Source organism: Kitasatospora sp. NPDC059599, assembly GCF_042735125.1.
In the GTDB taxonomy this organism is placed as follows: Bacteria; Actinomycetota; Actinomycetes; order Streptomycetales; family Streptomycetaceae; genus Kitasatospora.
In genome coordinates this window covers 1-22,415 of sequence record NZ_JBHWCL010000158.1, presented here as the reverse complement: position 1 = coordinate 22,415, position 22,415 = coordinate 1, and the positions used below count along the sequence as shown (strand labels likewise).

The following is a 22,415-nucleotide window of genomic DNA, read 5'->3' as shown; positions in this document are numbered from 1 at the left end:
GGCGCGGCGGCCGGCCCACGGCCGGGTACGGGGCTCAGCCGGCGGCCGGAGACGGGTTGTTGGCCTCCGAAGCAGCACTGGTCGGCGCCGGGGTCTGGCCGTGCGAGCCCGCCGTGCCCAGCGGCTTGCCCTGGTTGGCGGCGTCCACCCACTTCGCCAGGTTCTCCGGCGTGATCTCCTCGCTGCCGTTCTTCGGGTAGACCGGCTGGCCGTTGAGCAGCACGGTCGGGGTCGACTTGTAGCTGGACTTGTCGAAGTCCTGCTGCACCGAGGACACCCATCCGCCGTACTTGTTGTCGTTGACGCAGGCCTGGAACTCGGGCGTGTCCAGGCCGTTGACCTGCTTCGCCAGGTTGAGCAGGACGGCCTTGTCGCCGAAGGCGTCGCTGGTCTCCTCCGGCTGGTTGCGGTACAGCACGTCGTGGTAGTCGCGGAAGTGCCCGGCGTCCTGGGCGCAGGCCAGCGCGTTGGCGGCGGTCTTGGAGCCCTTGCCCGGCACGGCCCGGTCGATGAACGACACGATGTGGTAGTTGGTGTAGATCTTGCCGGCGTCCTCCAACTGGTCGACGGTCGCCGAGAACTCCCGCTCGAAGGCGCCGCAGGCGGGGCAGCGCGGGTCCTCGTAGACGGTGAGGACGGAGGGCGCGTTGCCCGCGCCGACCGGGATGACCAGGTTCTTGTCACCGATGGTCCCGGCCGGGGCGGCGGTCGGGGTCTCCGGCTTGGAGCGCTGGTTCTGCACCACGACGCCGACGACCACCGCGGCGGCGATCACCGCGAGCGCGGCCCCGCCCACGATCAGCTTCTTCCTGCGCTTGGCGGCGGACTCCTCGGCCGCCCGCTGCTCCTGCATCCGCTCGCGGGCGGTGCGCTTGCCATCTCGGTTCTTCTCGCTCATTGCCTTGACATCCACGGTCGGGGGGCCTTCGTCGTGTGCGGGGATGGGAGTGGGGCGGGGCCGGACGGTCAGCTGGCCAGCCAGCCGTCCACCGAGAACCGGGTCCGGGGCCGCCACAGCAGCCACCCGGCCAGCAACAGGAACCCGGTGTCGCGCAGGATCTCCTGCAGGTACTTCGTCTGGGACTCGTCGACGTGGCCGCCGCCGCCGAAGCAGCCGCAGTCGATCGAGATGCCGCGCGCCCAGGCGGAGGCGATCCCGGCGATGAAGGCGAGCAGCAGCAGCGCGGAGATCCCGGCGACCAGCCGGACGCCGAGCCCGATCAGCAGCAGCAGCGCGAGCGCCAGCTCCAGGAAGGGCAGGCCGTAACCGATCGGCTTGACCAGGCTCTCGGGCAGGATCTCGTAGGCGCGGACGGCCTGGGCGGCCTCCGCCGGGTCGGCGATCTTGGCCAGTCCGGCCCAGCCCCACACCACCGCGAGACCCAGCCGAGCGACCGTGCCGACCCACTCGCTCCAGACCGGCACCGGCCGTCGCACCGGCGGCGTGGGAGCCGGTTCGCCGGGCTGCGCTGCCGGGCCGGCCATCAGGGAACCCCCCTCGGGAAACTCGTTCACTTCCTGACGAACCGTAAGGGAGGAAGGGGGGTTTCTCCGTATTCAGGAATTAAGCCGGAAGGGTGACACTTCGTCCGAATCCGCCGAACACCCGTACGTCAGCGGCACCCCGGCATCCGCCCGGGATCGAACAACTCCGGGTACCCGTGCTCCGCCCGCTCGACGGCGTCCCACCGGGCCGCCTCGGCACAGGCGACCGCCTCCCGCTCCGCCCGCTCCGCCCCCCGCTTCGCCAACGCCTGCCCCACCACGGTGTGCACCCCGACAGCGGCCCCGAGCGCCAGCGCGGCAGCCGCCGCCCGCAGCAGAACGGCCTGATGGAAACCCCGCACCGGCTCACCCCTTCGCTCGCTCCGCCACCCACGTGCACGTCGCCCGTGCACTCGTCCCTCCACTCAACGCCGGTCAACCCCGGCTGATGCGTGTCGCCGCCCCTGTTCACCCGTTCGGGGCCGCCCCCGAGTCAACACACCACACCCCGCCCCCTCGCCGTGGGCGACCCCCTCCGAGCGACCCCCGCCCCGAAAACGCCGACGACCCACCACCCCGGAGGAGTGGCAGGCCGCCGATACCCGTTTCCGCCGCGCGTCAGCGCCTCCGCACGCCGCGGGCCAGCTCCCCGGCCAGCGCCCGCACCGCGTCCAGCCCCGCCGTCTCGTCCGCGCCGGCTTCCAGGATCCGCTTCACGAACGCCGAGCCCACGATCACCCCGTCCGCGAACCGGGCGACCTCCGCCGCCTGCCGGGCGTCGGAGACTCCGAGCCCGACGCAGACCGGCAGGTCGGTGGTGGCGCGGGTGCGCGCGACCAGGTCCTCGGCCAGCGAGCCGACGGCGGACCGGGTGCCGGTCACGCCCATCACCGCGGCGGCGTAGACGAATCCGCTGCCCGCCGCCGTGACCTCGGCGAGCCGTGCGTCCTTGCTGCTGGGGGCGACCACGAACACGGTGTCGAGCCCGTGCGCGTCCGCGGCCTTGCGCCACTCCTCGGACTCCTCCACCGGCAGGTCCGGAAGGATGCAGCCGGCCCCGCCGGCGGCCGCCAGGTCGGCGGCGAAGCGCGCCACGCCGTAGCGGTCGACCGGGTTCCAGTAGGTCATCACCAGCACCGCCGCTTCGGGGTGCGCGGAGGCGACCTCCTGGACGGTGCGCAGCACGTCCTTGATCAGCACGCCGCCGCGCAGCGCGATGTCGTCGGCGGTCTGGATGACGGCGCCGTCGAGCACGGGGTCGGAGTGCGGCAGGCCGACCTCGACGACGTCGCAGCCGCCCTCGATCAGCGCGTTGATCGCCCGCACGCCGCCGTCGACGGTCGGGAAGCCGGCCGGCAGGTAGCCGACCAGTGCGGCCCGGTCCTCGGCCTTGGCGGCCGCCAGGATCCCGCTGAGCTTGGAAGCCATGGTCACTTACCCCCCTGGGCGGTGCCGGCGGAGCCGGCGCCCGGCTCGTCGTACAGGCCGAAGTACTCGGCGGCGGTGTGCATGTCCTTGTCGCCGCGTCCGGAGAGGGAGACCAGGATGGTGGCCTCCGGCCCGAGTTCGCGGCCGAGCTCCAGGGCCCCGGCGAGCGCGTGGGCGCTCTCGATGGCCGGGATGATGCCTTCGGTGCGGGACAGCAGCCGCAGCGCCTGCATCGCGGCGTCGTCGGTGACCGGCCGGTACTCGGCCCGTCCGGTGTCCTTCAGCCAGGCGTGCTCCGGGCCGACGCCCGGGTAGTCGAGGCCGGCCGAGATCGAGTGCGACTCGATCGTCTGCCCGTCCTCGTCCTGGAGGACGTACGTCCGGGAGCCGTGCAGCACGCCCGGGTCGCCCTTGGTCAGGGTCGCCGCGTGCCGGGGCGTCTCGGCGCCCTCGCCGGCCGCCTCGCAGCCGATGAGGCGCACGTCGGCGTCCGGGATGAACTCGTGGAAGATGCCCATCGCGTTGGAGCCGCCGCCGACGCAGGCGACGACGGCGTCGGGCAGCCGCCCGGTCCGGTCGAGGACCTGCTGCCGCGCCTCGATGCCGATGATCCGGTGGAAGTCGCGGACCATCATCGGGAAGGGGTGGGGCCCGGCGACGGTGCCGAACAGGTAGTGGGTGGAGTCCACGTTGGCGACCCAGTCGCGGAACGCCTCGTTGATGGCGTCCTTCAGGGTGCGGCTGCCGGAGGTGACGGCGATCACCTCGGCGCCGAGCATGCGCATCCGGGCGACGTTCAGCGCTTGGCGCTGGGTGTCGACCTCGCCCATGTAGATGGTGCAGTCGAAGCCGAAGAGCGCGCAGGCGGTGGCGGTGGCGACGCCGTGCTGGCCGGCGCCGGTCTCGGCGATGATCCGGGTCTTGCCCATCCGCTTGGTGAGCAGGGCCTGGCCCAGCACGTTGTTGATCTTGTGCGAGCCGGTGTGGTTGAGGTCCTCGCGCTTGAGCAGGACCCGCGCGCCGCCCGCCTCGGCGGAGAAGCGGTGCACGTCGGTCAGCGGGCTCGGACGGCCGGTGTAGTCCTTGAGCAGCGCGTCGAGTTCGGCGGTGAAGGCCGGATCGGCCTTGGCCTTCTCGTACTCCTCGGCGACCTGCTCGACCGCGGCGACCAGCGCCTCGGGGATGAAGCGGCCGCCGTACGCGCCGAAGTATCCGCGCGCGTCCGGCACCTGGGCGCCGTGCAGGTAGTCCTTCTCGGACATGGTGGTTTCCCTTGGGGAGTTGGACGACAGTGACGTCTGATCGGCCTGCTCCGGCGGTCCGCTGGTCCCAGCGGCCGGCCGGCGTCAGCCGTGCGCCACCCGCCATCGCCGCCCCGGCACCTGCCCGGGCTCGCAGCCGATCACGTACCGCACCCGACGCCCCAGCACCCGGCGTGCGGGTGCGCGGCAGCCGCGCGGGCGGCAACCGGGGGCGAGTCGGGCGGCGATCTTCATCGGGCTGTGTCAGTCCTTGTGCCGGACGGCGGGGTGGGCCCCGGCGGCGACCAGGTCGGCGACCGCGGCGCGCGGGTCCTTGCCGGTCACCAGGGACTCGCCGACCAGCACCGCGTCGGCGCCGAGGTTGGCGTAGTTGATCACGTCCAGCGGGCCGCGGACACCCGACTCGGCGATCTTGACGATGCCGTCCGGAATGGCGTGGGCGACGTTCTCGAAGGTGTTGCGGTCCACTTCGAGGGTCTTCAGGTTGCGGGCGTTGACGCCGATGATCCGCGCCCCGGCGTCGACCGCGCGCTTGATCTCCTCCTCGTCGTGCACCTCGACCAGCGGGGTGAGGCCGATCGACACGGCGCGCTCGATCAGCGACTCCAGAGCCGGCTGGTCGAGCGCCGCGACGATCAGCAGCGCGAGGTCGGCGCCGTGCGCACGGGCCTCCCACAGCTGGTACGACGTGACGATGAAGTCCTTGCGCAGCAGCGGGGTGTCCACCGCGGCCCGGACGGCGTCCAGGTCGGCCAGCGAACCGCCGAAGCGGCGCTCCTCCGTCAGCACGCTGATCGCGGCGGCACCGCCGGCCGCGTAGTCGCGCGCCAGGGCGGCCGGATCGGCGATCGAGGCCAGGGCGCCCTTGGAGGGGCTGGAGCGCTTCACCTCGCAGATCACCCGGACCCCGTCGCCCTTGAGGGCGGCGACGCCGTCCTTGGCCTCCGGGACCTTGGCCGCGCGCTCCTTCAGCGCGTCCAGGGAGACGACGGCCTGCCGCTTGGCGAGGTCCTCGCGGACCCCTTCGATGATCGAGTCGAGCACACTCACTCAGGAGCCCCCATCTTTTCTGCCAGTTGGCCAGCGAGAGCCGGGCGGGCAGTGGCCCGCCGGCACTTCGATGGTATCGGCACCCGGGAGCGCGGGGCGCATCCGCCCGGCACGCGTCTCGCGGACCGGACGCCCGCTCCGGCGGCCCTCAACTGCGGCTTCACCGCTCCTCCACCCGCCCCGGGGCGGGCCCGGCGGTCAGACCAGCGGCGGCGCCAGACCGGCTCCGACCGGCGAGTTCCGCACCACCGTGAAGACCAGCACGAGCAGCGCGATCAGCACCCAGCGGCGGCCCCCGACGGTGACCCGGGGCGCCGGCCCGCCGGTCAGCGCGGCCCAGGCCCAGCGCAGCCAGAACACCCCCAGCACACCGAACAGCAGGACGGCGGCGGCGTTGTCGTGCAGGGCCGAGGTGAGGTCCCCGTGGCTGAGCGCGTGGACGCAGCGCAGCCCCCCGCAGCCGGGGCACCACCAGCCGGTGGCGGTCAGGAACGGACAGTCCGGGTAGTGCCCGGGGCTGTCGGGGTCCACCACGGCGACGTACGCGGCGGGGACGGCCACCGCCGCGAGCGCGGCCAGCGGCGGGCCCAGCCGGCGCAGCACGGGCGGCGGGACGGAGGCGGTGGGGGCGGCGTTCACGCCCCGATTCTGCCCGCGCCGGGACCCGGGAACGACGAAACGGCGGGCGCGACGCGCCCGCCGTTCGGTTGTGCGAAAGGCGTGCCGGACGACGGCGCTCCCGGAGGGGAGGCGTGTCCTGCGGAGGGCCGGTCGTCAGGCGGCGACGGCGACGCGGGCCTCGCGGGCCGCGGTCTGCTCCTCGGCCGACTTGTAGACGTTGGCGCTCGGCTGCTGGCCCATGCCGGCCATCGACATGGCCTTGCCGACCACGCCGCCGACCACGACGACCGCCAGGCCCGCGCAGACGAGCAGCACCGACGGCAGGATCATCGCGACGCCCGCGATGGCGAAGCCGACGAAGGAGATGACGACGCCGGTCCAGGCGGCGGGGGTGTGGCCGTGTGCTGCTGCTGCCATCTGAGTGGTGCTCCTTGGCTCTCGGGGCCCGGCCGGGCCTGCGGGGCCGCCGGCGGGTTGACGGGTTCCATTGTGCCGGGCCACACACCGGCGACCCAAAGCGGGTGGCGGGTCTATCGCGTCACATGTGCGCCGCGGGTGCGAACGGGGGCCGCAGGGGCCGTACGGGGCCGGGCAGGGCCTAGCCGGCCGTGGGGTCCTCGCCGCGGTCCAGGGCCTTCCACAGGTCGCCCGGGGTGTCCGCCCGGGCCGGGGCCTTGCGGGTCGGGGCCTCGTAGCGGCTGCCCATGGCGGGCCAGCCGCGGCCGTAGCGCAGGGTGAGGAGTCCGGCGAGGGCGAGCAGTACGCCGCCGACCAGCGCGACCCAGGGCCAGGCGGTGTGCGACACCTCGGTGGCCGCCGAACCGCTGAGGGCGAGCTTGCGGGCGGCCTCGCCGTCCAGCGCGGCGGTGTCCCCCGCCCCGGCGACCGAGGCGGCGGCCGCGCCGATCCCGGCGAGCAGGGTCAGCGCACCGACCGCGATCCGCCCGGCGCCCCGCACCGCGAACACCGCGACGGCCGCGGCGAGGCCCACCAGGGCCAGCCCACCGGGCAGTTCGGAGATCGCGCCGCCGGTGACGGAGACGTCCAGGGTGCCGGCCCGGCCCTCGGCCCAGGTCCGCCCGGCCGCGGTCAGCACCAGCACCGCGCTCAGCACGGTCAGCAGCAGCATCACGCCGAGCGTGCGGCGGCTGGGGGCGGCGGGGGCGGGGGTCTGGTCAGCGCTCACCCGTCCACTATCCCCCGGCCGACACCCGGGTCCGTACCCGGGGTGGGGAACGGGTCCGTCCGCAGCACCACCGTCCGCCCGCCCAGCGGCAGGAACAGGTCGTTGCCGAACGGCACCCGCTCGGCCTCCCGGTACACCCCCTCGGGGGCCGGCGCGGTGTGCACGGTGCAGACCGCCGCCGCCGGGTCGACCACCAGGTAGAACGGCACGCCGCTGCGCGCGTACGCCCGTCCGGCCTCCGCCAGGCCGGGCCGGGCCACCTCCAGCACCGCCTCCACCCCGGCCGCGCCGAACCGGCCCCGCCCGCCCCGCACCGCGTCCCGGGCGAGCACGGTCACGTCGGGGGCGAACACGGTCACGTCCGGGGCGGAGCCGCCGGGTGCCGCCGGGAACTCGACCGCCACCCCGGACAGCACCCGGCCGTGGCCCGCCGGCTGCTCACCGAGCTGCCCCGCGGCGCTCAGCACGACCTCCCAGCGCAGCTCGTCGTACGGCACCTCGGGCATCCCGGCCGCCTCCCTCACGCCTCAGGACAGTTCCGGCCTCCGCAGCGTATTGGCGGTGGCGACGGCCCGCAGCACGGCGGCCGCCTTGTTGCGGCACTCGGTGTCCTCGCCGTGCGGGTCGGAATCGGCGACGACGCCCGCGCCCGCCTGCACGTACGCCGTGCCCTCGCGCAGCACCGCCGTCCGGATCGCGATCGCGGTGTCGGAGTCCCCGGCGAAGTCCAGGTAGCCGACGCAGCCGCCGTACAGGCCGCGGCGGGTGGGCTCCAGCTCCTCGATGATCCGCATCGCCCGCGGCTTGGGGGCGCCGGAGAGGGTGCCGGCCGGGAAGCAGGCGGTGAGCACGTCGAAGGCGGTCCGCCCGGGCGCGACCCTGCCGGTGACGGTGGAGACGATGTGCATCACGTGGCTGTAGCGCTCGATCTGCATGAAGTCGACCACCTCGACGCTGCCCGGCTCGCAGACCCGCCCGAGGTCGTTGCGGCCGAGGTCCACCAGCATCAGGTGCTCGGCCCGCTCCTTGGGGTCGGCGAGCAGTTCGGCGGCCAGCGCCGCGTCCTCGTGCGGGGTGGCGCCGCGGTGCCGGGTGCCGGCGATCGGGTGCAGCATCGCCTCGCCGTCGGTGACCTTGACCAGCGCCTCCGGGCTGGAACCGACCACGTCGAAGCCGCCCTCGGCGGTGCCGTCCGGCCCGGGGAAGCGGAACAGGTACATGTACGGGCTGGGGTTGGTGGTGCGCAGCACCCGGTAGACGTCCAGCGCGGTGGCCGGGCAGGGCGCCTCGAAGCGCTGCGAGGGCACCACCTGGAACGCCTCGCCGGCCCGGATCCGCTCCTTGATGTCGTCCACCGCCGCGCGGTAGGGCGCGCCCCCGAACGGCGAGTTCACCTCGCCGGGGCCGGCCGGGGTGAAGGTGGCCAGGCCCGGGTCGACCGGCTTGACCAGGTCGGCCTCCATCGCGTCCAGGCGGCCCACCGCGTCCGCGTAGGCCTCGTCGACGCCGCTGGCCAGGTCGTTGTGGTTGACGGCGTTGGCGATCAGCAGCACCGTGCCGTCGGCGTGGTCGAGCACCGCGAGGTCGGTCGCCAGCAGCATCGTCAGCTCGGGCAGCTTGAGGTCGTCCGGGTTGAGGTCGGGCAGCTTCTCCAGGCGGCGGACGACGTCGTAGCCGAGGTAGCCGACCAGGCCGCCGGTGAGCGGCGGCAGGCCGTCGTCGGGGTGCCGCGGGGTGTGCAGCGCCTCCAGGGCGGCCCGCAGCACCTGCAGCGGATCGCCGGTGGTGGGGATGCCGACCGGCGGGGTGCCGAGCCAGCGGGCGTTGCCCTCCTGGTCCGCGGTGAGCACGGCGGCGCTGCGCACGCCGACGAAGGAGTAGCGCGACCAACTGCGGCCCTGCTCGGCGGACTCCAGCAGGAAGGTGCCGGGCCGCTCCTCGGCGAGGCTGCGGTACAGGCCGATCGGGGTGAGGCCGTCCGCGAGGAGCCTGCGGGTGACCGGGATGACCCGGGTGTCGACGGCGAGCTTGCGGAAGGCTTCGAGGTCCATGCGGGGCGGCACCTTCTGGAGTTCTGGCGTGGGTGGTGGGAGGTGGATCAGGAGAGCGGGAGCACGTCGGCGTCGAAGCAGGTGCGGTCGCCGGTGTGGCAGGCCGCTCCGGTCTGGTCGACCTTCACCAGCAGGGTGTCGCCGTCGCAGTCCAGGGCCACCGACCTGACCGCCTGGACGTGGCCGGAGGTGTCGCCCTTCACCCAGTACTCGCTGCGGCTGCGGCTCCAGTAGGTGCAGCGGCCCGTGGTCAGGGTGCGGTGCAGCGCCTCGTCGTCCATCCAGCCGAGCATCAGCACCTCGCCGGTGTCGTACTGCTGCGCGATGGCCGGGAGCAGACCGTCCTCGGTGCGCTTGAGGCGGGCGGCGATCTCGGGAGCCAGGGCGGTGGTGCCGGGAGTGGCGGGTGTGGTGGACATGCGGCCCATTGTGTCAGTCCGCCCGGCCGGGGCGGCCGGTCCGTCCGACCCGCGGTCGCCGGGGCCGTCCGTCCGGGGTGAGTTCGGCCAACCGCCTGCCGGGCGGCCCCTTCGTGGGCCATCCTCGTGGCCATGACCCCCGAGCAGCCGCCCGCAGCCGCCGCCTCCCACCCGTCCCGCGGCCTGGTCCTCACCGTCATCGCCGTACTGGTCGTCCTGCTCGCGGTGGTCGCCACCGCCGCGCTCTGGCCGGACGACACCAGACGTGCCGCCGCCCCGCCCCCGCCCACCCCCACGGCCACCCCGACGCCCACCCCGACCCCGACGCCCACCCCGACCAAGCCGCAACCGCCCTACGCCTTCTTCCCGGTCGGCACCTGCTTCGACCACCCGCAGCTGAGCCCGGTCATCACCAGGGCCGAGGAGCGCCCCTGCACCGGCGACCACGACGGCGAGGTGATCGCCGACCTCAAACTCGCCGACAACCTGACCGGCGAGGTCCCGATCGCCCTCGCCATGCGGGACGGCTGCAAGGAGGCCGAGGCCGCCGCCAAGGCCAGGCAGGGCGACGGGAAGACCTACTACGGACGGCAGTTCGGCCCGGCCCTGGTCAACTACCAGCAGGGCTGGCGGGACTACACCTGCACCCTGACCGGCAGCAACAAGCAGAACGGCCCCAAGCTCACCGGCCACCTCCGCCCGTAACGCGCCGCTCTAGGCTGACGCCATGTCGAACCACGCCCTCGCCGAACGCCACCGCCTCACCGAACTCCTGGCCGCCGCCGGTCCTGACGCCCCCACCCTCTGCGCCGGCTGGACCACCCGGGACCTCGCCGCCCACCTGGTGATCCGGGAACACCGGCCCGACGCGGCGGCCGGCATCCGGATCGCCGCCCTGGCCGCCCGGACCCGGCGGGTCCAGGACGACTACGCCGCGCGACCCTACGAGGAACTGCTGCGGCTGTTCCGCTCCGGCCCGCCGGTGTACTCGCCCTTCGCCCTGCCCGGCGCGGACGAGGCGGCCAACACCGTCGAGTACTTCGTGCACGCCGAGGACGTCCTGCGCGCCACCGGGGACCCGACGCCCCAGCCCCTGCCGCCCGGCCGCGCCGAGGCCCTGTGGCGCCGACTCCCCATGATCGCCCGCTTCGAGGCCGGCCGCCGCTCCCCCGTCCGCCTGGTCCTCACCCACCCCGACGGCCGCTCCCTCACCGTCGGCCCGGCCGGCACCCCCACCGTCCACCTCACCGGCGAGCCCGGCGAACTGGTCCTCTTCACCTACGGCCGCGGCGCCCGCACCACCCTGACCGTCGACGGCGACCCCGACGCCGTCGAAGCCCTCCGCCACGTCCTCCCGCTGCCCTGAGCGAACCGGACGTCGTCCCCGTCCCCGAAGATCCGCCCCCACCGGCCACCGCCGCTCGCCCGTCGCCGCTTCGCCCCCACCGAAGCGGCGACGCCGCCCCGAGCCGCAGCGACGGGCCCTCTTCCGGGATCGTCGGTGACGCCTCCGAACCGGCCCCCGTGCCTCGGTTCGTCCCCACGTCTGACGCATCGCCCCGACCCGCCCGGACCCGGGGCGGCCGCCTCCCGGCTGCGGATGTCGGTGCCCGGGTGCAGACTCGCAGGTGGCCGGGGTGGGGGCGTGCGCGCGCCCGACGGAACCGCCCCGGTCACTCTCCGTCGAAGGGGCACCACTCCATGCTCACCACCGACTTCCCCGCCGGCTCCCCCTGCTGGATCGACCTCGGCAGCCCGGACATCTCGGCCACGGCGAGGTTCTACGCCGACGTCTTCGGCTGGGTCTTCCACGAGGTCCCCGAGACCGGCGGCTACGGCTTCCTCCAGCTGAACGGCAGGACCGTGGGCGCGATCGGCAACCTCGACCAGGGGGCGCGGTCGGCCTGGACGACGTACTTCCGCACCGACGACGTGGACGCGACCGTGAAGGCCGCCGAGCAGGCCGGGGCGACGGTCCGGGTGCCGCCGACGGACGTCATGCAGGCGGGCCGGTTCGCCGCCCTCACCGATCCGCTGGGTGCCGAGTTCGCGGTGTGGCAGGCGGGCGACACCAAGGGGTTGGACGTCGTCTCCGAGGACGGCACGCTGGTCTGGTCCGAGCTGCACACCTCGGGCCCGGACGTCGCGTTCGCCTTCTACGAGAAGCTGTTCGGCTGGCGGGTGGAGAACTTCGAGCCGTCGCCGGGCATGACCTACCGGGTGGTCTCCACCGCCGAGGGCGACCAGCAGGACGCCAGTTTCGGCGGCATCGCCCCGACGATGTCCCCGGAGCAGCCGTCCGCGTGGACGCCGTACTTCGCGGCCTCCGACGTGGACGCGGTGATCGCCCGGGCGACGGCGGCCGGCGGCTCGGTGCTGATGCCCGCCGCGGACGTGGAGAACGTCGGCCGGCTGGCCTGGCTGGCGGATCCGAACGGCGCGCCGTTCGCGCTGATCAAGGGCGAGCCGCGGCAGTCCTGAGCGCGCGGCGCACGAGCACGAGACGCACGGGCACGCACGGGCACGCACGAGCGCGCACGGGCACGAGACGCACGAGACGCACGGGCACGCACGACGAGGGCCCGCGGTTCCGGGAACCGCGGGCCCTCGCACGTCCGTAGCGGGGCGGTCACCGCACCGGGTGGCCGGCCTCCCGCAGGGCGCCCTTGACGTCGCCGATCCGCAGGTCCCCGAAGTGGAAGACGCTGGCGGCGAGCACGGCGTCCGCGCCGGCGTCGACGGCGGGGGCGAAGTCGGCGAGCTTGCCGGCCCCGCCGGAGGCGATCACCGGGACGGAGACGGTCTTGCGCACGGCCCGGATCATCTCCAGGTCGTAGCCGTCCTTGGTGCCGTCGGCGTCCATGGAGTTGAGCAGGATCTCGCCGGCGCCCAGTTCGGCCGCGCGGCCGGCCCATTCGACGGCGTCGAGGCCGGTGCCCTGGCGTCCGCCGTGCGTGGTGACCTCGTAGCCGGATGCGGTCTCCACGCCGGGCGGGCAGCGCCGGGCGTCGACGGAGAGCACCAGGACCTGTCGGCCGAACCGCCGGGCGATCTCCCGGACGAGTTCCGGCCGGGCGATGGCGGCGGTGTTGACGCCCACCTTGTCGGCGCCGGCCCGCAGCAGCTTGTCGACGTCGTCGACGGCGCGGATGCCGCCGCCGACGGTGAGCGGGATGAAGACCTGCTCGGCGGTGCGGCGGACCACGTCGTAGGTGGTCTCCCGGTCGCCCGACGAGGCGGTGATGTCGAGGAAGGTCAGTTCGTCGGCGCCTTCGGCGTCGTAGAGCTTGGCCATCTCGACCGGGTCGCCGGCGTCGCGCAGGTTCTGGAAGTTGACGCCCTTCACCACCCGCCCGGCGTCCACGTCGAGGCAGGGGATGACACGTACGGCGAGGGTCACGGCTGTTGGCCTTCCAGGGTCTTTGCCAGCCCGGAGCGGTACGCGTCGAGCTCGATCTCGACCATCATCCGGGAGTCGATCAGTCCCTCGACCACCACCATGGTGGCCACCGGGCGTGCGGCGTCGAAGAGTTCGTGGTGGGCGCGGCCCACCTCCTCGGCGTCGCGGACGTGGGTGATGTACATCCGGGTGCGGACCACGTCGTCCGCGGTCAGACCGTACGCGGCCAGGGCCGTGAGGCCGACGCCGAACGCGGCGAGGGTCTGCCGGTACGGGTCGCCCTCGTGCTCGATCCGGCCGTCCACCCAGGCGGTGGTGCCGGCGACGTGCACGTGGTCGCCTGCGGCGACGGCCCGGGAGTACCCGAACTCGTCCTCCCAGGGGGAGAATCCACCGACCCGGCCACGCACGACCCCGCCGTGCACGACCCCGCCGTGCACGGTCTCACCGAGCACCGCCTCGTCGCGTGCCGCCTCGCCGCGTACGATCCGACCTTCCGTCATCCTGAAACCGCCTCCAGGGCCTCTTCGAGGGTGAACTTCTGCTCGTAGAGTGCCTTGCCCACGATGGCGCCCTCGACACCCTCACCGACGAGGGTGGCGATGGCCCGCAGGTCGTCCAGCGAGGAGACGCCGCCGGAGGCGACCACCGGGCGGTCGGTGGCGGCGCAGACGTCGCGCAGCAGCTGCAGGTTGGGGCCGGTCAGGGTGCCGTCGCGGTTGACGTCGGTGACGACGTAGCGGGCGCAGCCCTCCCGGTCGAGGCGCTCCAGCACCTCGAAGAGCTGACCGCCGTCGCGGGTCCAGCCGCGGCCGCGCAGGGTGGTGCCGACGACGTCGAGGCCGACGGCGATCTTGTCGCCGTGCTCGGAGATGGCCTTGGCGACCCACTCGGGGGCTTCCAGGGCGGCGGTGCCGAGGTTGACGCGGGTGCAGCCGGTGGCGAGGGCGCGGGCGAGCGACTCGTCGTCGCGGATGCCGCCGGACAGCTCGACCTTGATGTCCAGCCGGCCGGTGACGTCGCGCAGCAGCTCGTAGTTGCTGCCCGTCCCGAAGGCGGCGTCGAGGTCGACCAGGTGCAGCCACTCGGCGCCGGCGTTCTGCCAGGCGAGGGCGGCGGCCAGCGGCTCGCCGAAGGAGGTCTCGGTGCCGGAGGCGCCCTTGACCAGGCGGACGGCCCGGCCGTCGCGGACGTCGACGGCGGGAAGCAGTTCGAGGCGGCTCATCAATACAACTTTCAGCTCGTCAGAGGGTGTTGACCCAGTTGGTCAGCAGGGCTGCGCCGGCGTCGCCGGACTTCTCGGGGTGGAACTGGGTGGCCCAGAGCGGGCCGTTCTCGACGGCCGCGACGAACGGCTGCCCGTGCGTGGCCCAGGTGACCAGCGGCGGGTTGATCCGCGCGCTGTGGGTCTCCAGCTCCCAGTGCCGCACCCCGTAGGAGTGCACGAAGTAGAAGCGGGTCTCGGGGTCGAGGCCGGCGAACATCCGGCTGCCCTCGGGCACGTCCACGGTGTTCCAGCCCATGTGCGGGACGACCGGGGCGTCCAGCGGCTCGACGGTGCCCGGCCACTCGTCGCAGCCGGCCGTCTCCACGCCGTGCTCGACCCCCTTCTCGAAGAGGATCTGCATGCCGACGCAGATGCCCATGACCGGGCGGCCGCCGGCGAGACGGCGGTCGATGATCCAGTCCCCGCGGACCGACTTCAGCCCGCGCATGCAGGCCTCGAAGGCGCCCACGCCGGGGACGAGCAGGCCGTCCGCGGCCATCGCGGTGTCGTAGTCGGAGCTGACCGTGACGTTCGCCCCGGTCCGTTCCAGGGCGCGCTGCGCGGAGCGGAGGTTGCCGGAGCCGTAGTCGAGGACGACGACGTTCTTGCCCATGTTCAGGTGTCCAGTCTCTTCACGGCGGGGCGGGTCTACAGGCGCAGGAGGCCGGAGGTCAGGCACATCACGGCGCCGAAGGCGAGCACCAGGATGACGCCCTTCGACTGCTTCTGCTTCCAGAAGGAGATCACCCCGCCGGCCAGGAAGAGGCCGACGAAGATGAGGATCATCGCGGTGTTGTTCACAGCGCACCCTTGGTCGAGGGGAGGATGCCGGCCGCGCGCGGGTCGCGCTCGGCGGCGTAGCGCAGCGCGCGGGCCAGCGCCTTGAACTGGCACTCCACGATGTGGTGGGCGTTGCGCCCGTACGGCACGTGGACGTGCAGCGCGACCTGTGCCTGGGCCACGAAGGACTCCAGGATGTGCCGGGTCATCGTGGTGTCGTAGCTGCCGATCATCGGCGCCATGCCCTCGGGCTCGGTGTGCACCAGGTAGGGCCGGCCGGAGAGGTCGACGGTGACCTGGGCGAGCGACTCGTCCAGCGGCACCGTGCAGTTGCCGAAGCGGTAGATGCCGACCTTGTCGCCGAGCGCCTGCCTGAAGGCGGCGCCGAGCGCGAGGGCGGTGTCCTCGATGGTGTGGTGGGTGTCGATGTGCAGGTCGCCGTCGGTCTTGACGGTGAGGTCGAACAGTCCGTGCCGGCCGAGCTGGTCGAGCATGTGGTCGTAGAACCCGACGCCGGTGGAGATGTCGGTCCTGCCGGTGCCGTCGAGGTCTATCTCGACCAGGACGGAGGTCTCCTTGGTGGTGCGTTCGACGCGTCCGATGCGGGACATGGGGGTTACAGCTCCTTGCTGACTCTGCGGACGGCGTCCAGGAAGGCGTCGTTCTCGGCGGGGGTGCCGGCGGTGACGCGCAGCCATCCGGGCACGCCGTTGTCGCGGACCAGGACGCCCTGGTCGAGGATGGCCCGCCAGACGGCGTGGGTGTCGGTGAAGCGGCCGAACTGGACGAAGTTGGCGTCCGAGTCGGTCACCTCCAGGCCCATGGCGCGCAGTGCGTCGACCAGCCGGTCGCGCTCCTCCTTGAGCCGGCCGACGTAGCCGAGGAGGGTGTCGGTGTGCTCCAGGCAGGCCAGCGCGGTGGCCTGGGTGACGGCGGACAGGTGGTAGGGCAGGCGGACCAGCTGGACGGCGTCGACCACCGCACGGTCGCCGGCCAGGTAGCCCAGGCGCAGCCCGGCCGCGCCGAAGGCCTTGGACATGGTGCGGCTGACCACGAGGTTGGGGCGGCCCTCGATCAGCGGCAGCAGCGAGGCGCGGTGCGAGAACTCGACGTACGCCTCGTCGACGACGACCAGGCTGGGCCGGGCGGCCTGCGCGGCCTCGTAGAGCCGCAGCACGGTGTCGGCGCCGACGGCGGTGCCGGTCGGGTTGTTGGGCGAGCAGATGAAGACGACGTTCGGCCGGTGTTCGGCGATCGCGGCGAGGGCGGCCTCGACGTCGATGGTGAAGTCGTCGTTGCGCGGGCCGGAGATCCAGGCGGTGCCGGTGCCCCGGGAGATCAGCGCGTGCATCGAGTAGGAGGGCTCGAAGCCGAGCGCGCTGCGGCCGGGGCCGCCGAAGGTCTGCAGCAGCTGCTGGAGCACCTCGTTGGAGCCGTTGGCGGCCCACACCTGCTCGCGGACGACGGGGAAGCCGGTGGTGCGGGTCAGGTAGGCGGCGAGGCCCTCGCGCAACTCGACCGCGTCCCGGTCCGGGTAGCGGTTCAGGGTGCGGGCGGCTTCGGCGACGCGCTCGGCGATCCGGGCCACCAGCTCCTCGGGCAGCGGGTACGGGTTCTCGTTGGTGTTGAGCTGGACGGGTACGTCGAGCTGCGGTGCGCCGTAGGGGGACTGGCCGCGCAGCTCGTCCCGGATGGGGAGGTCGTCGATGCGGGTCTGCTGGGTCACGAGCCGGGCACCGTCCAGTCGAAGCGTGCCTTGATCGCGTCCCCGTGCCCGGGGAGGTCTTCGGCGTCGGCCAGGTTGACCACGTGCGCGGCGACGTCGGCGAGCGCGTCGCGGTCGTACTCGACGACCTGGACGCCGCGCAGGAAGGTCTGCACGGACAGTCCGGAGGAGTGGCAGGCGCAGCCGCCGGTGGGCAGCACGTGGTTGGAGCCGGCCGCGTAGTCGCCCAGCGAGACCGGGGTCCAGCGGCCGATGAAGATCGCGCCCGCGTTGACGACCCGGTCGGCGACCGCGTGCGGGTCGCGGGTCTGGATCTCCAGGTGTTCGGCCGCGTAGGCGTTGACGACGGCGAGGCCCTGGGTCAGGTCGTCGACCAGGATGATGCCGGACTGCTTGCCGCCCAGTGCCTCGGCGACCCGCTCGGTGTGCTTGGTCCTCGCGACCTGCACGGCCAGTTCGGCCTCGACCGCGTCGGCCAGCGCCGGGGAGTCGGTGACCAGCACCGAGCCCGACGTCGGGCCGTGCTCGGCCTGGCTGATCAGGTCGGCGGCGACGTCGGAGGGCACCGCGCTGTCGTCGGCGAGGACGGCGATCTCGGTCGGTCCGGCCTCGGAGTCGATGCCGATCCGGCCGGCGAAGTAGCGCTTGGCGGCGGCCACGTAGATGTTGCCCGGGCCGGTCACCATGTTCACCGGCTCGCACTCCTCGGTGCCGAGGGCGAACATCGCGACGGCCTGGGCCCCGCCGACGGAGTAGACCTCGTCGACGCCGAGCAGCGCGCAGGCCGCCAGGATGGTCGGGTGGACGCGGCCCCCGAACTCCTTCTGCGGCGGGGAGGTGACGGCGATGCGCGCAACGCCCGCCTCCTGGGCCGGCACCACGTTCATCACCACGGAGGACGGGTAGACCGCCAGCCCGCCCGGCACGTACAGGCCGACCCGCTCGACCGGCACCCAGCGCTGGGTGACCGTGCCGCCCGGTACCACCCGGGTGGTGTGCCCGGTGCGGCGCTGGTCGGCGTGCACGGCGCGGGCGCGGCGGATCGACTCCTCCAGCGCGGCGCGCACCTTCGGGTCGAGCGCCGCGAGGGCCTCGGTCAGCTGCTCGGCCGGCACCCGGGTGGACTCCAGGCGGACGCCGTCGAAGCGTTCGGTGATCTCGATCAGCGCCGCGACCCCGCGATGGTGCACGTCCTCGGCGATCGGGCGCACCTTCTCCAGGGCGGCCGCGACGTCGAACTCGGCACGGGGCAGCAGGTCACGCGGGTCGTCCAGCGAGCCGCGGAGGTCGATTCGAGAGATCACGCCACCCAGTGTAAGGAGTGGCCGGAACGGCTGGTCCCGCATTTCAGTCCGTGATACGAAAGGCGAGACGACCGGGGGACGGGGGAAACCATGGCGGAGCGCGCTCCGGAAGGCTGGACCGATACCGAGCAGCAGCTCTGGGAGGCCTACCGCCAGGGCGAGATCCTGGACCTGCGCAGTGGCGAATCCGACACCGACGACCCCTTCGGCGACGCGGTCTGGGACCCCCGGCGCACCGTCCGCGCCGAGGTGCTCGCGCACCTGCTGCTGGCCGGTCCGACGCCGGCCCCCGGGCGCGTCGCCTCGCTGCGCTTCAGCGGCGTGCTGGTCACCGGCTGGCTGGACCTGGCCGGCGGCGCCATCGACGACTACGTCGAGCTGCAGGGCTGCCGTTTCGAGCACAAGGTCCTGATCTCGGAGGCGGCGGCGTCCACGCTGCGCTTCGTGAGCTGCCTGATCCCCCGCCTGGAGGCCTCCCGGCTGTCCACCACCGGCGACCTCCACCTGGCCCGCTGCCGCCTCCCCGACGGCCTGCGGCTGACCGACGCCCGGATCGGCAGCGACCTGCTGCTGAACCAGACCGTCGTCGGCGGCGACCGCTTCGGCCGGGCCGTCTCCGCCGACGGGATCATCGTCAACCAGGACTTCGAAGCCGAACGCCTGGAGAGCCAGGGCGAGTTGAGCATACGCACGGCCCGGATAGGCGGCCGGCTCTCCCTGCGCGGCGCCCAGCTGCGGGCCGACCGGGCGCACAACAGCACGTGCCTCAACGCCGTCCGGGTCACCGTCGGCCACACCCTCTACCTGACCGGCTCCGCCGACCGCGGCTGGGCCGGTTCCCGCGGCTACTACGGCTCCGGCTACGGCGAGAACCCGCCGGCGGAGGGCCCGGTGACCCCGTTCCGTGCCTTCGGCCGGGTCCGGCTGTCCGACAGCCGCTTCGACGGCGCGTGCCTGATCTCCGGCGAGTTCCACCTGGAGGACGACGAGGAGCTCTCGCTGCGCCGCATCCACACCCCCGAACTGCGCTTCACCTGCAAGTTCCGCCCGACCGGCACGGTCTCGCTCTCCCGCGCCCGGGTCGGCAACCTGGTCGACACCCCGGAGGCCTGGCCGCTCGGCAAGCACCTGGGCCTCACCGGCTTCGTCTACGAGAACCTGCGCCCGAAGACGGCCTTCCCCCTGCAGGAGCGGATCGCGTGGCTGGAGGGCTCCTCGGTCGACTTCCAGCCGGAGTCCTACGAGCAGCTGGCCGCCGCCCTGCGCCGCGACGGCGCCGACGACGACGCCCGCGAGGTGCTGTACGCCAAGCAGCGCCGGCGCCGGCGGACCCTGCCGCTGCCCTCCCGGGTCTGGGGCGCGGTCCAGGACGCCTCCGTCGGCTACGGCTACCGCCCGGGCCGGGCAGGTCTGTGGCTGCTGCTCGCCTGGGTCCTCGGCAGCGTCTGGTTCGCCACCCACCCGCTGGAGCCGCTCAAGGCGGACGAGCGCCCGCACTGGAACCCGGTGCTGTACACCCTCAACCAACTGCTGCCGATCGTGGACCTCAACCAGGGCGGCTGGAACCCGGGCGGCCTCGCCCAGTGGATCTCCGCCGCGCTGGTGGTCATCGGCTGGCTGCTCGCCTCGACCGTCGTCGCCGGCACCACGCGGATGCTCCAGCGCGGCTGAGCGCCCGAACCGCGCGACAAGGCACCCGCCCGGGGAACTACGCTGTCCGCCGTGACAGAACGGCTTCCGCTCTTCCCGCTGAACACCGTGCTCTACCCGGGCCTGGTGCTGCCCCTGAACGTCTTCGAGGAGCGCTACCGCCGTCTCGTCGCCGACCTGCTCGAACAGCCCGAGGACACCCCCCGGCGCTTCGGCGTGCTCGCGATCAAGGACGGCCGCGAGGTCGCCCCGGTCCGGGCCGAGGAGGGCCCGGCCGGGCCGCTCGACGGCCTCGGCACCGTCACCGGGGACCCGCTGGAGGCGGTCTTCCCGGTCGGCTGCGTCGCCGACGTCGCCTCCGCCGAGCACCAGCCGGACGGCCGCTACGAGCTGCTGGTCACCGGCACCACCCGGTTCCGGCTCGGCGCGGTGGACGTCTCCGGTCCGTACCTGACCGGCGAGATCGAGCCGATCGAGGAGCTTCCCGGCGAGGGCTCGGGCGCGCTGGCCGCCGAGGTCGAGCGGGCGTTCCGGGTCTACCAGAAGCGGCTCGCCGGAGCCCGCGAGGCCAGCACCGTCGGCCGCCAGGACCTCCCCGACGACCCCCAGGTGCTCTCCTACCTGGTCGCCGCCGCCTCGGTGTTCGAGACCCCGGTCAAGCAGCAGCTGCTGGCCTGCCCGGACACCGCCCAGCGCCTGCGCACCGAACTCGACCTGCTGCGCCGCGAGACCGCCGTGCTGACCTGGCTGCCGTCGCTGCCCGCCGTCGACCTCACCCGCCAGTCGTTCAGCCCCAACTGACCCAGGAGCCCGGGACCCCAGCATGGCCAAGAAGACGAAGAAGGGCGGCCAGGGCACCCCGGCCACCGTCGCCCTGGAATCCGCCGCCGTCCCGTTCACCGTGCACGCCTACGACCACGACCCGGCCGCCGCCTCCTACGGCGGCGAGGCGGCCGAGGTGCTCGGCGTGGCCGCCGAGCGCGTCTTCAAGACCCTGGTGGCCGACGTGGACGGCACCCTCACCGTCGGGGTGGTCCCGGTCGCCGGCCTGCTCGACCTGAAGGCCCTGGCCTCGGCCGTCGGCGGCAAGCGCGCCGCCATGGCCGACCCGGCCGCCGCCGAACGCAGCAGCGGCTACGTCCTCGGCGGGATCTCGCCGCTGGGCCAGCGCCGCGCCCTGCGCACCGTCGTCGACGCGAGCGCGCTCGACCACCCCACGGTCTACGTCTCGGCGGGCCGCCGGGGCCTGGAGGTGGAGCTCGCCCCGGCCGACCTGATCACCCTCACCGGGGCCGTGACCGCCCCCATCGCCCGCTGAAAGCCGCCGCACCCGCCGCACCCGCCGGACGCCACCGGAAGCGCCGCAGACGCCGCAGGGCGGCGGGCCGGGCCCGTACCGGACCACCGACCCCCCGCCCTGCCGCCAGGCCTCAGGCCCGGCCCTCCGGCCCCACCGGAGACGCCGGCGGGGCCGACGGCTGCTGCTGCGGAGCGGCCGGCGCGCCCCAGTACGGCGGCGGGTCCTCCTCGCGCTTGCCGAACGCCGCCGACAGCGCGAGCAGCACCACCATCGCCGCCATCGGCCACACCAGCAGCGCGCCCATCGCCCCGAGGTCGATGCCCGCGTCGAAGTGCCCGCCGTTGCCGACCCGACGGGCCTGCGCGATCAGGTCGTTGCCCGGCCCGAGCCACCGACCGATCCGCCAGGCACCCAGCGATCCGAGCAGTCCGCCGACGGCCAGTCCCAGCGCGACCGCGATGCCGCCGCCGCGCCGCCGGGTCACCAGGAAGGCCCCGAGCGCGGTCAGGACCCCGGCGCCCAGGCCGATGATCGCGAACAGTGCGTCCGCTCCGGCCCGCTGCTCGCCCTCGGGGTCCAGGTAGAGGATCCGGTCCCCGTCCACCACCAGCGGCACCTTCGGCGCCAGCCACGCCCACAGCGCGGCCATCACCAGCCCGACCACCAGGCAGGTGACGACGACCCCGGCCCCGATCCGCACCTCCGGCAGCAGCCGCTGCACCAGCGGGGTCCCCGGCCCGTCGGACGCGACGGGCGCCCCCTCCTGCGGAGCGGCGTACGGGTCGGGCTCGGTGCCGGGCACGGCGTCTTCCGGCACCGCCCGGACATCGGTGCGGGCGGGATCCGGAGGTGTGTTCGGTACGGTCACAGGCCCCATCGTTTCACGACGGCCCCCGGAACGGCCCCACCGCCCGGGCGTCCCCTACCGCGCGACCGCCCGCCGGTACGCCCAGGTGGCCACGCCCAGGGACACCACGCCCACTCCGGCGCACACCCCCAGGTCCGCGAGGACCATCGCCCAGTCCGGGTCCGGCGTGAAGGTCCGCGCGAAGGCCTCCACGCCGTACGTGGAGGGCAGCAGGTCCCGCAGCCACAGCACCGGCTGCGGCAGGTGGTCGACCGGCAGCACGCCGAGCAGCAGGGCGGCGGACATCCCGAGCTGTCCGAGCATGGTCGCGAGCTCCTGCCGGGGCGCCAGCAGCCCGCAGGCCGCCCCCAGCCCGGACAGCGCGGCCCCGGCCAGCGGGACGACCGCGAGCAGCACCCACAACTGTCCGAGCGGCAGTCCGAACATGACGGCCCCGACGGCCGCCGTGGCGACCGTCCCGGGCAGCGTGAACGACGCGTACGCGGCGGCCGTCCCCAGCACCACCGAGGCCGCCGGCACCGGCAGCGTCGCGTAGTGGTCGAGGCCGCCGGTGGCCCGCAGCTTCCCGAAGTACTGGGCGAGCAGGTTCAGCGCGACGAACGCCACCACCAGCACGCT

Annotated in this window: 29 protein-coding genes; 6 read left to right on the top strand and 23 right to left on the bottom strand. The window is 73.8% G+C overall.

The window, feature by feature from the left end; genetic code table 11:
- Positions 1 to 34: 34 nt before the first annotated feature.
- From ACFV04_RS36665 to hisI, 13 genes are all read right to left on the bottom strand, one after another.
- Positions 35 to 898 carry a DsbA family protein gene (locus ACFV04_RS36665; RefSeq protein WP_380535245.1) on the bottom strand — a complete coding sequence of 288 codons (864 nt, stop codon included), beginning with the start codon at positions 896 to 898 and terminating at the stop codon, positions 35 to 37.
- Positions 899 to 966: 68 nt separating this feature from the next.
- The gene (locus ACFV04_RS36660; protein WP_380535243.1) at positions 967 to 1,485 is read right to left on the bottom strand and encodes a MauE/DoxX family redox-associated membrane protein; all 519 of its coding nucleotides are present in this window, start codon (positions 1,483 to 1,485) and stop codon (positions 967 to 969) included.
- 128 nt (positions 1,486 to 1,613) lie between these two features.
- Positions 1,614 to 1,847, bottom strand: a complete 234-nt coding sequence (locus ACFV04_RS36655; RefSeq protein ID WP_380338089.1) for a hypothetical protein — start codon at positions 1,845 to 1,847, stop codon at positions 1,614 to 1,616.
- Positions 1,848 to 2,103: 256 nt separating this feature from the next.
- Positions 2,104 to 2,913, bottom strand: coding sequence for a tryptophan synthase subunit alpha (gene trpA, locus ACFV04_RS36650; protein ID WP_380535241.1), 810 nt, complete (start codon positions 2,911 to 2,913; stop codon positions 2,104 to 2,106).
- A 2-nt stretch (positions 2,914 to 2,915) separates the two neighbouring features.
- Positions 2,916 to 4,175 (bottom strand): tryptophan synthase subunit beta, encoded by a 1,260-nt coding sequence (trpB, locus tag ACFV04_RS36645; RefSeq protein WP_380535240.1) that lies wholly within the window; start codon positions 4,173 to 4,175, stop codon positions 2,916 to 2,918.
- 84 nt (positions 4,176 to 4,259) lie between these two features.
- On the bottom strand, positions 4,260 to 4,409 hold the full coding sequence (gene trpM / locus ACFV04_RS36640; protein ID WP_380338081.1) for a tryptophan biosynthesis modulator TrpM: 150 nt from the start codon (positions 4,407 to 4,409) through the stop codon (positions 4,260 to 4,262).
- 9 nt (positions 4,410 to 4,418) lie between these two features.
- On the bottom strand, positions 4,419 to 5,225 hold the full coding sequence (trpC, locus tag ACFV04_RS36635) for an indole-3-glycerol phosphate synthase TrpC (protein WP_360256820.1): 807 nt from the start codon (positions 5,223 to 5,225) through the stop codon (positions 4,419 to 4,421).
- Between the two features lie 198 nt (positions 5,226 to 5,423).
- The gene (locus ACFV04_RS36630) at positions 5,424 to 5,864 is read right to left on the bottom strand and encodes a DUF2752 domain-containing protein (RefSeq protein ID WP_360256822.1); all 441 of its coding nucleotides are present in this window, start codon (positions 5,862 to 5,864) and stop codon (positions 5,424 to 5,426) included.
- Between the two features lie 135 nt (positions 5,865 to 5,999).
- Positions 6,000 to 6,263 (bottom strand): HGxxPAAW family protein, encoded by a 264-nt coding sequence (locus ACFV04_RS36625; RefSeq protein WP_380338079.1) that lies wholly within the window; start codon positions 6,261 to 6,263, stop codon positions 6,000 to 6,002.
- A 181-nt stretch (positions 6,264 to 6,444) separates the two neighbouring features.
- Positions 6,445 to 7,032 (bottom strand): TIGR02234 family membrane protein, encoded by a 588-nt coding sequence (locus ACFV04_RS36620; protein WP_380338076.1) that lies wholly within the window; start codon positions 7,030 to 7,032, stop codon positions 6,445 to 6,447.
- Positions 7,029 to 7,538, bottom strand: coding sequence for a Uma2 family endonuclease (locus ACFV04_RS36615; RefSeq protein WP_360256828.1), 510 nt, complete (start codon positions 7,536 to 7,538; stop codon positions 7,029 to 7,031). Before ACFV04_RS36615 ends, ACFV04_RS36620 begins: the two co-directional genes overlap by 4 nt.
- A 21-nt stretch (positions 7,539 to 7,559) precedes the next feature.
- Positions 7,560 to 9,083, bottom strand: a complete 1,524-nt coding sequence (locus ACFV04_RS36610; RefSeq protein WP_380338070.1) for an anthranilate synthase component I — start codon at positions 9,081 to 9,083, stop codon at positions 7,560 to 7,562.
- A gap of 47 nt (positions 9,084 to 9,130) precedes the next feature.
- Complete coding sequence (hisI, locus tag ACFV04_RS36605; protein WP_380338067.1) at positions 9,131 to 9,502, bottom strand: phosphoribosyl-AMP cyclohydrolase; 372 nt, start codon at positions 9,500 to 9,502, stop codon at positions 9,131 to 9,133.
- A gap of 132 nt (positions 9,503 to 9,634) precedes the next feature.
- On the opposite strand from hisI, the gene ACFV04_RS36600 reads away from it, so the two are divergent.
- The 3 genes from ACFV04_RS36600 (at position 9,635) to ACFV04_RS36590 (ending at position 11,983) form a co-directional block, all read left to right on the top strand.
- Complete coding sequence (locus ACFV04_RS36600; RefSeq protein ID WP_380338065.1) at positions 9,635 to 10,207, top strand: hypothetical protein; 573 nt, start codon at positions 9,635 to 9,637, stop codon at positions 10,205 to 10,207.
- A 22-nt stretch (positions 10,208 to 10,229) separates the two neighbouring features.
- Positions 10,230 to 10,868 carry a TIGR03085 family metal-binding protein gene (locus ACFV04_RS36595; RefSeq protein WP_380338063.1) on the top strand — a complete coding sequence of 213 codons (639 nt, stop codon included), beginning with the start codon at positions 10,230 to 10,232 and terminating at the stop codon, positions 10,866 to 10,868.
- A 335-nt stretch (positions 10,869 to 11,203) separates the two neighbouring features.
- The gene (locus ACFV04_RS36590) at positions 11,204 to 11,983 is read left to right on the top strand and encodes a VOC family protein (protein WP_380338060.1); all 780 of its coding nucleotides are present in this window, start codon (positions 11,204 to 11,206) and stop codon (positions 11,981 to 11,983) included.
- A gap of 148 nt (positions 11,984 to 12,131) precedes the next feature.
- Here ACFV04_RS36590 and hisF read toward each other — a convergent pair whose 3' ends face one another.
- From hisF to hisD, 8 genes are read right to left on the bottom strand one after another with little or no spacing between them, the layout of a single operon-like run.
- On the bottom strand, positions 12,132 to 12,902 hold the full coding sequence (gene hisF / locus ACFV04_RS36585; RefSeq protein ID WP_360256843.1) for an imidazole glycerol phosphate synthase subunit HisF: 771 nt from the start codon (positions 12,900 to 12,902) through the stop codon (positions 12,132 to 12,134).
- A complete protein-coding gene (locus ACFV04_RS36580) occupies positions 12,899 to 13,405 on the bottom strand; it encodes a RidA family protein (protein WP_380535235.1) in 507 nt (168 codons plus the stop codon). Before ACFV04_RS36580 ends, hisF begins: the two co-directional genes overlap by 4 nt.
- On the bottom strand, positions 13,402 to 14,127 hold the full coding sequence (gene priA, locus ACFV04_RS36575) for a bifunctional 1-(5-phosphoribosyl)-5-((5-phosphoribosylamino)methylideneamino)imidazole-4-carboxamide isomerase/phosphoribosylanthranilate isomerase PriA (RefSeq protein ID WP_380338054.1): 726 nt from the start codon (positions 14,125 to 14,127) through the stop codon (positions 13,402 to 13,404). The genes ACFV04_RS36580 and priA overlap by 4 nt, the downstream gene beginning before the upstream one ends.
- 19 nt (positions 14,128 to 14,146) lie before the next feature.
- Positions 14,147 to 14,782 (bottom strand): imidazole glycerol phosphate synthase subunit HisH, encoded by a 636-nt coding sequence (hisH, locus tag ACFV04_RS36570; RefSeq protein ID WP_380535233.1) that lies wholly within the window; start codon positions 14,780 to 14,782, stop codon positions 14,147 to 14,149.
- Between the two features lie 35 nt (positions 14,783 to 14,817).
- On the bottom strand, positions 14,818 to 14,970 hold the full coding sequence (locus ACFV04_RS36565; RefSeq protein ID WP_360256850.1) for a hypothetical protein: 153 nt from the start codon (positions 14,968 to 14,970) through the stop codon (positions 14,818 to 14,820).
- Positions 14,967 to 15,560 carry an imidazoleglycerol-phosphate dehydratase HisB gene (hisB, locus tag ACFV04_RS36560; protein WP_380535231.1) on the bottom strand — a complete coding sequence of 198 codons (594 nt, stop codon included), beginning with the start codon at positions 15,558 to 15,560 and terminating at the stop codon, positions 14,967 to 14,969. The genes ACFV04_RS36565 and hisB overlap by 4 nt, the downstream gene beginning before the upstream one ends.
- Before the next feature lie 5 nt (positions 15,561 to 15,565).
- A complete protein-coding gene (locus ACFV04_RS36555; RefSeq protein ID WP_360256855.1) occupies positions 15,566 to 16,675 on the bottom strand; it encodes a histidinol-phosphate transaminase in 1,110 nt (369 codons plus the stop codon).
- Positions 16,672 to 17,979 carry a histidinol dehydrogenase gene (gene hisD, locus ACFV04_RS36550; RefSeq protein WP_380338047.1) on the bottom strand — a complete coding sequence of 436 codons (1,308 nt, stop codon included), beginning with the start codon at positions 17,977 to 17,979 and terminating at the stop codon, positions 16,672 to 16,674. Before hisD ends, ACFV04_RS36555 begins: the two co-directional genes overlap by 4 nt.
- Before the next feature lie 90 nt (positions 17,980 to 18,069).
- Here hisD and ACFV04_RS36545 point away from each other — a divergent pair, with 90 nt between their 5' ends.
- The 3 genes from ACFV04_RS36545 to ybaK are packed head-to-tail and all read left to right on the top strand — an operon-like array spanning position 18,070 to position 20,947.
- Complete coding sequence (locus tag ACFV04_RS36545) at positions 18,070 to 19,650, top strand: oxidoreductase (RefSeq protein ID WP_380338045.1); 1,581 nt, start codon at positions 18,070 to 18,072, stop codon at positions 19,648 to 19,650.
- A gap of 51 nt (positions 19,651 to 19,701) precedes the next feature.
- Positions 19,702 to 20,430, top strand: a complete 729-nt coding sequence (locus tag ACFV04_RS36540) for an LON peptidase substrate-binding domain-containing protein (protein WP_380338042.1) — start codon at positions 19,702 to 19,704, stop codon at positions 20,428 to 20,430.
- 22 nt (positions 20,431 to 20,452) lie between these two features.
- On the top strand, positions 20,453 to 20,947 hold the full coding sequence (gene ybaK, locus ACFV04_RS36535) for a Cys-tRNA(Pro) deacylase (RefSeq protein ID WP_380535229.1): 495 nt from the start codon (positions 20,453 to 20,455) through the stop codon (positions 20,945 to 20,947).
- 112 nt (positions 20,948 to 21,059) lie between these two features.
- Here the strand turns inward: ybaK and ACFV04_RS36530 are convergent, their stop codons facing one another.
- Both ACFV04_RS36530 and ACFV04_RS36525 read right to left on the bottom strand, forming a co-directional pair.
- Positions 21,060 to 21,797 (bottom strand): hypothetical protein, encoded by a 738-nt coding sequence (locus ACFV04_RS36530; protein ID WP_380338037.1) that lies wholly within the window; start codon positions 21,795 to 21,797, stop codon positions 21,060 to 21,062.
- 54 nt (positions 21,798 to 21,851) lie between these two features.
- Positions 21,852 to 22,415, bottom strand: a 564-nt coding sequence (locus ACFV04_RS36525; RefSeq protein WP_380535227.1) for an ABC transporter permease, incomplete at its 5' end; no start/stop codon positions are given.

Bases quoted from the DNA above. Each gene is read 5' to 3' on its own strand.
- ACFV04_RS36615 (WP_360256828.1), bottom strand. From the start codon at position 7,538: ATGCCCGAGGTGCCGTACGACGAGCTGCGCTGGGAGGTCGTGCTGAGC.
- ACFV04_RS36595 (WP_380338063.1), top strand. From the start codon at position 10,230: ATGTCGAACCACGCCCTCGCCGAACGCCACCGCCTCACCGAACTCCTG.
- ACFV04_RS36600 (WP_380338065.1), top strand. From the start codon at position 9,635: ATGACCCCCGAGCAGCCGCCCGCAGCCGCCGCCTCCCACCCGTCCCGC.
- hisB (WP_380535231.1), bottom strand. From the start codon at position 15,560: ATGTCCCGCATCGGACGCGTCGAACGCACCACCAAGGAGACCTCCGTC.
- ACFV04_RS36660 (WP_380535243.1), bottom strand. From the start codon at position 1,485: ATGGCCGGCCCGGCAGCGCAGCCCGGCGAACCGGCTCCCACGCCGCCG.
- ACFV04_RS36545 (WP_380338045.1), top strand. From the start codon at position 18,070: ATGGCGGAGCGCGCTCCGGAAGGCTGGACCGATACCGAGCAGCAGCTC.
- trpA (WP_380535241.1), bottom strand. From the start codon at position 2,913: ATGGCTTCCAAGCTCAGCGGGATCCTGGCGGCCGCCAAGGCCGAGGAC.
- trpB (WP_380535240.1), bottom strand. From the start codon at position 4,175: ATGTCCGAGAAGGACTACCTGCACGGCGCCCAGGTGCCGGACGCGCGC.
- ACFV04_RS36625 (WP_380338079.1), bottom strand. From the start codon at position 6,263: ATGGCAGCAGCAGCACACGGCCACACCCCCGCCGCCTGGACCGGCGTC.
- priA (WP_380338054.1), bottom strand. From the start codon at position 14,127: ATGAGCCGCCTCGAACTGCTTCCCGCCGTCGACGTCCGCGACGGCCGG.
- ACFV04_RS36665 (WP_380535245.1), bottom strand. From the start codon at position 898: ATGAGCGAGAAGAACCGAGATGGCAAGCGCACCGCCCGCGAGCGGATG.
- trpM (WP_380338081.1), bottom strand. From the start codon at position 4,409: ATGAAGATCGCCGCCCGACTCGCCCCCGGTTGCCGCCCGCGCGGCTGC.
- ybaK (WP_380535229.1), top strand. From the start codon at position 20,453: ATGGCCAAGAAGACGAAGAAGGGCGGCCAGGGCACCCCGGCCACCGTC.
- ACFV04_RS36610 (WP_380338070.1), bottom strand. From the start codon at position 9,083: ATGGACCTCGAAGCCTTCCGCAAGCTCGCCGTCGACACCCGGGTCATC.
- hisH (WP_380535233.1), bottom strand. From the start codon at position 14,782: ATGGGCAAGAACGTCGTCGTCCTCGACTACGGCTCCGGCAACCTCCGC.
- ACFV04_RS36580 (WP_380535235.1), bottom strand. From the start codon at position 13,405: ATGACGGAAGGTCGGATCGTACGCGGCGAGGCGGCACGCGACGAGGCG.
- hisI (WP_380338067.1), bottom strand. From the start codon at position 9,502: ATGTCCACCACACCCGCCACTCCCGGCACCACCGCCCTGGCTCCCGAG.
- ACFV04_RS36590 (WP_380338060.1), top strand. From the start codon at position 11,204: ATGCTCACCACCGACTTCCCCGCCGGCTCCCCCTGCTGGATCGACCTC.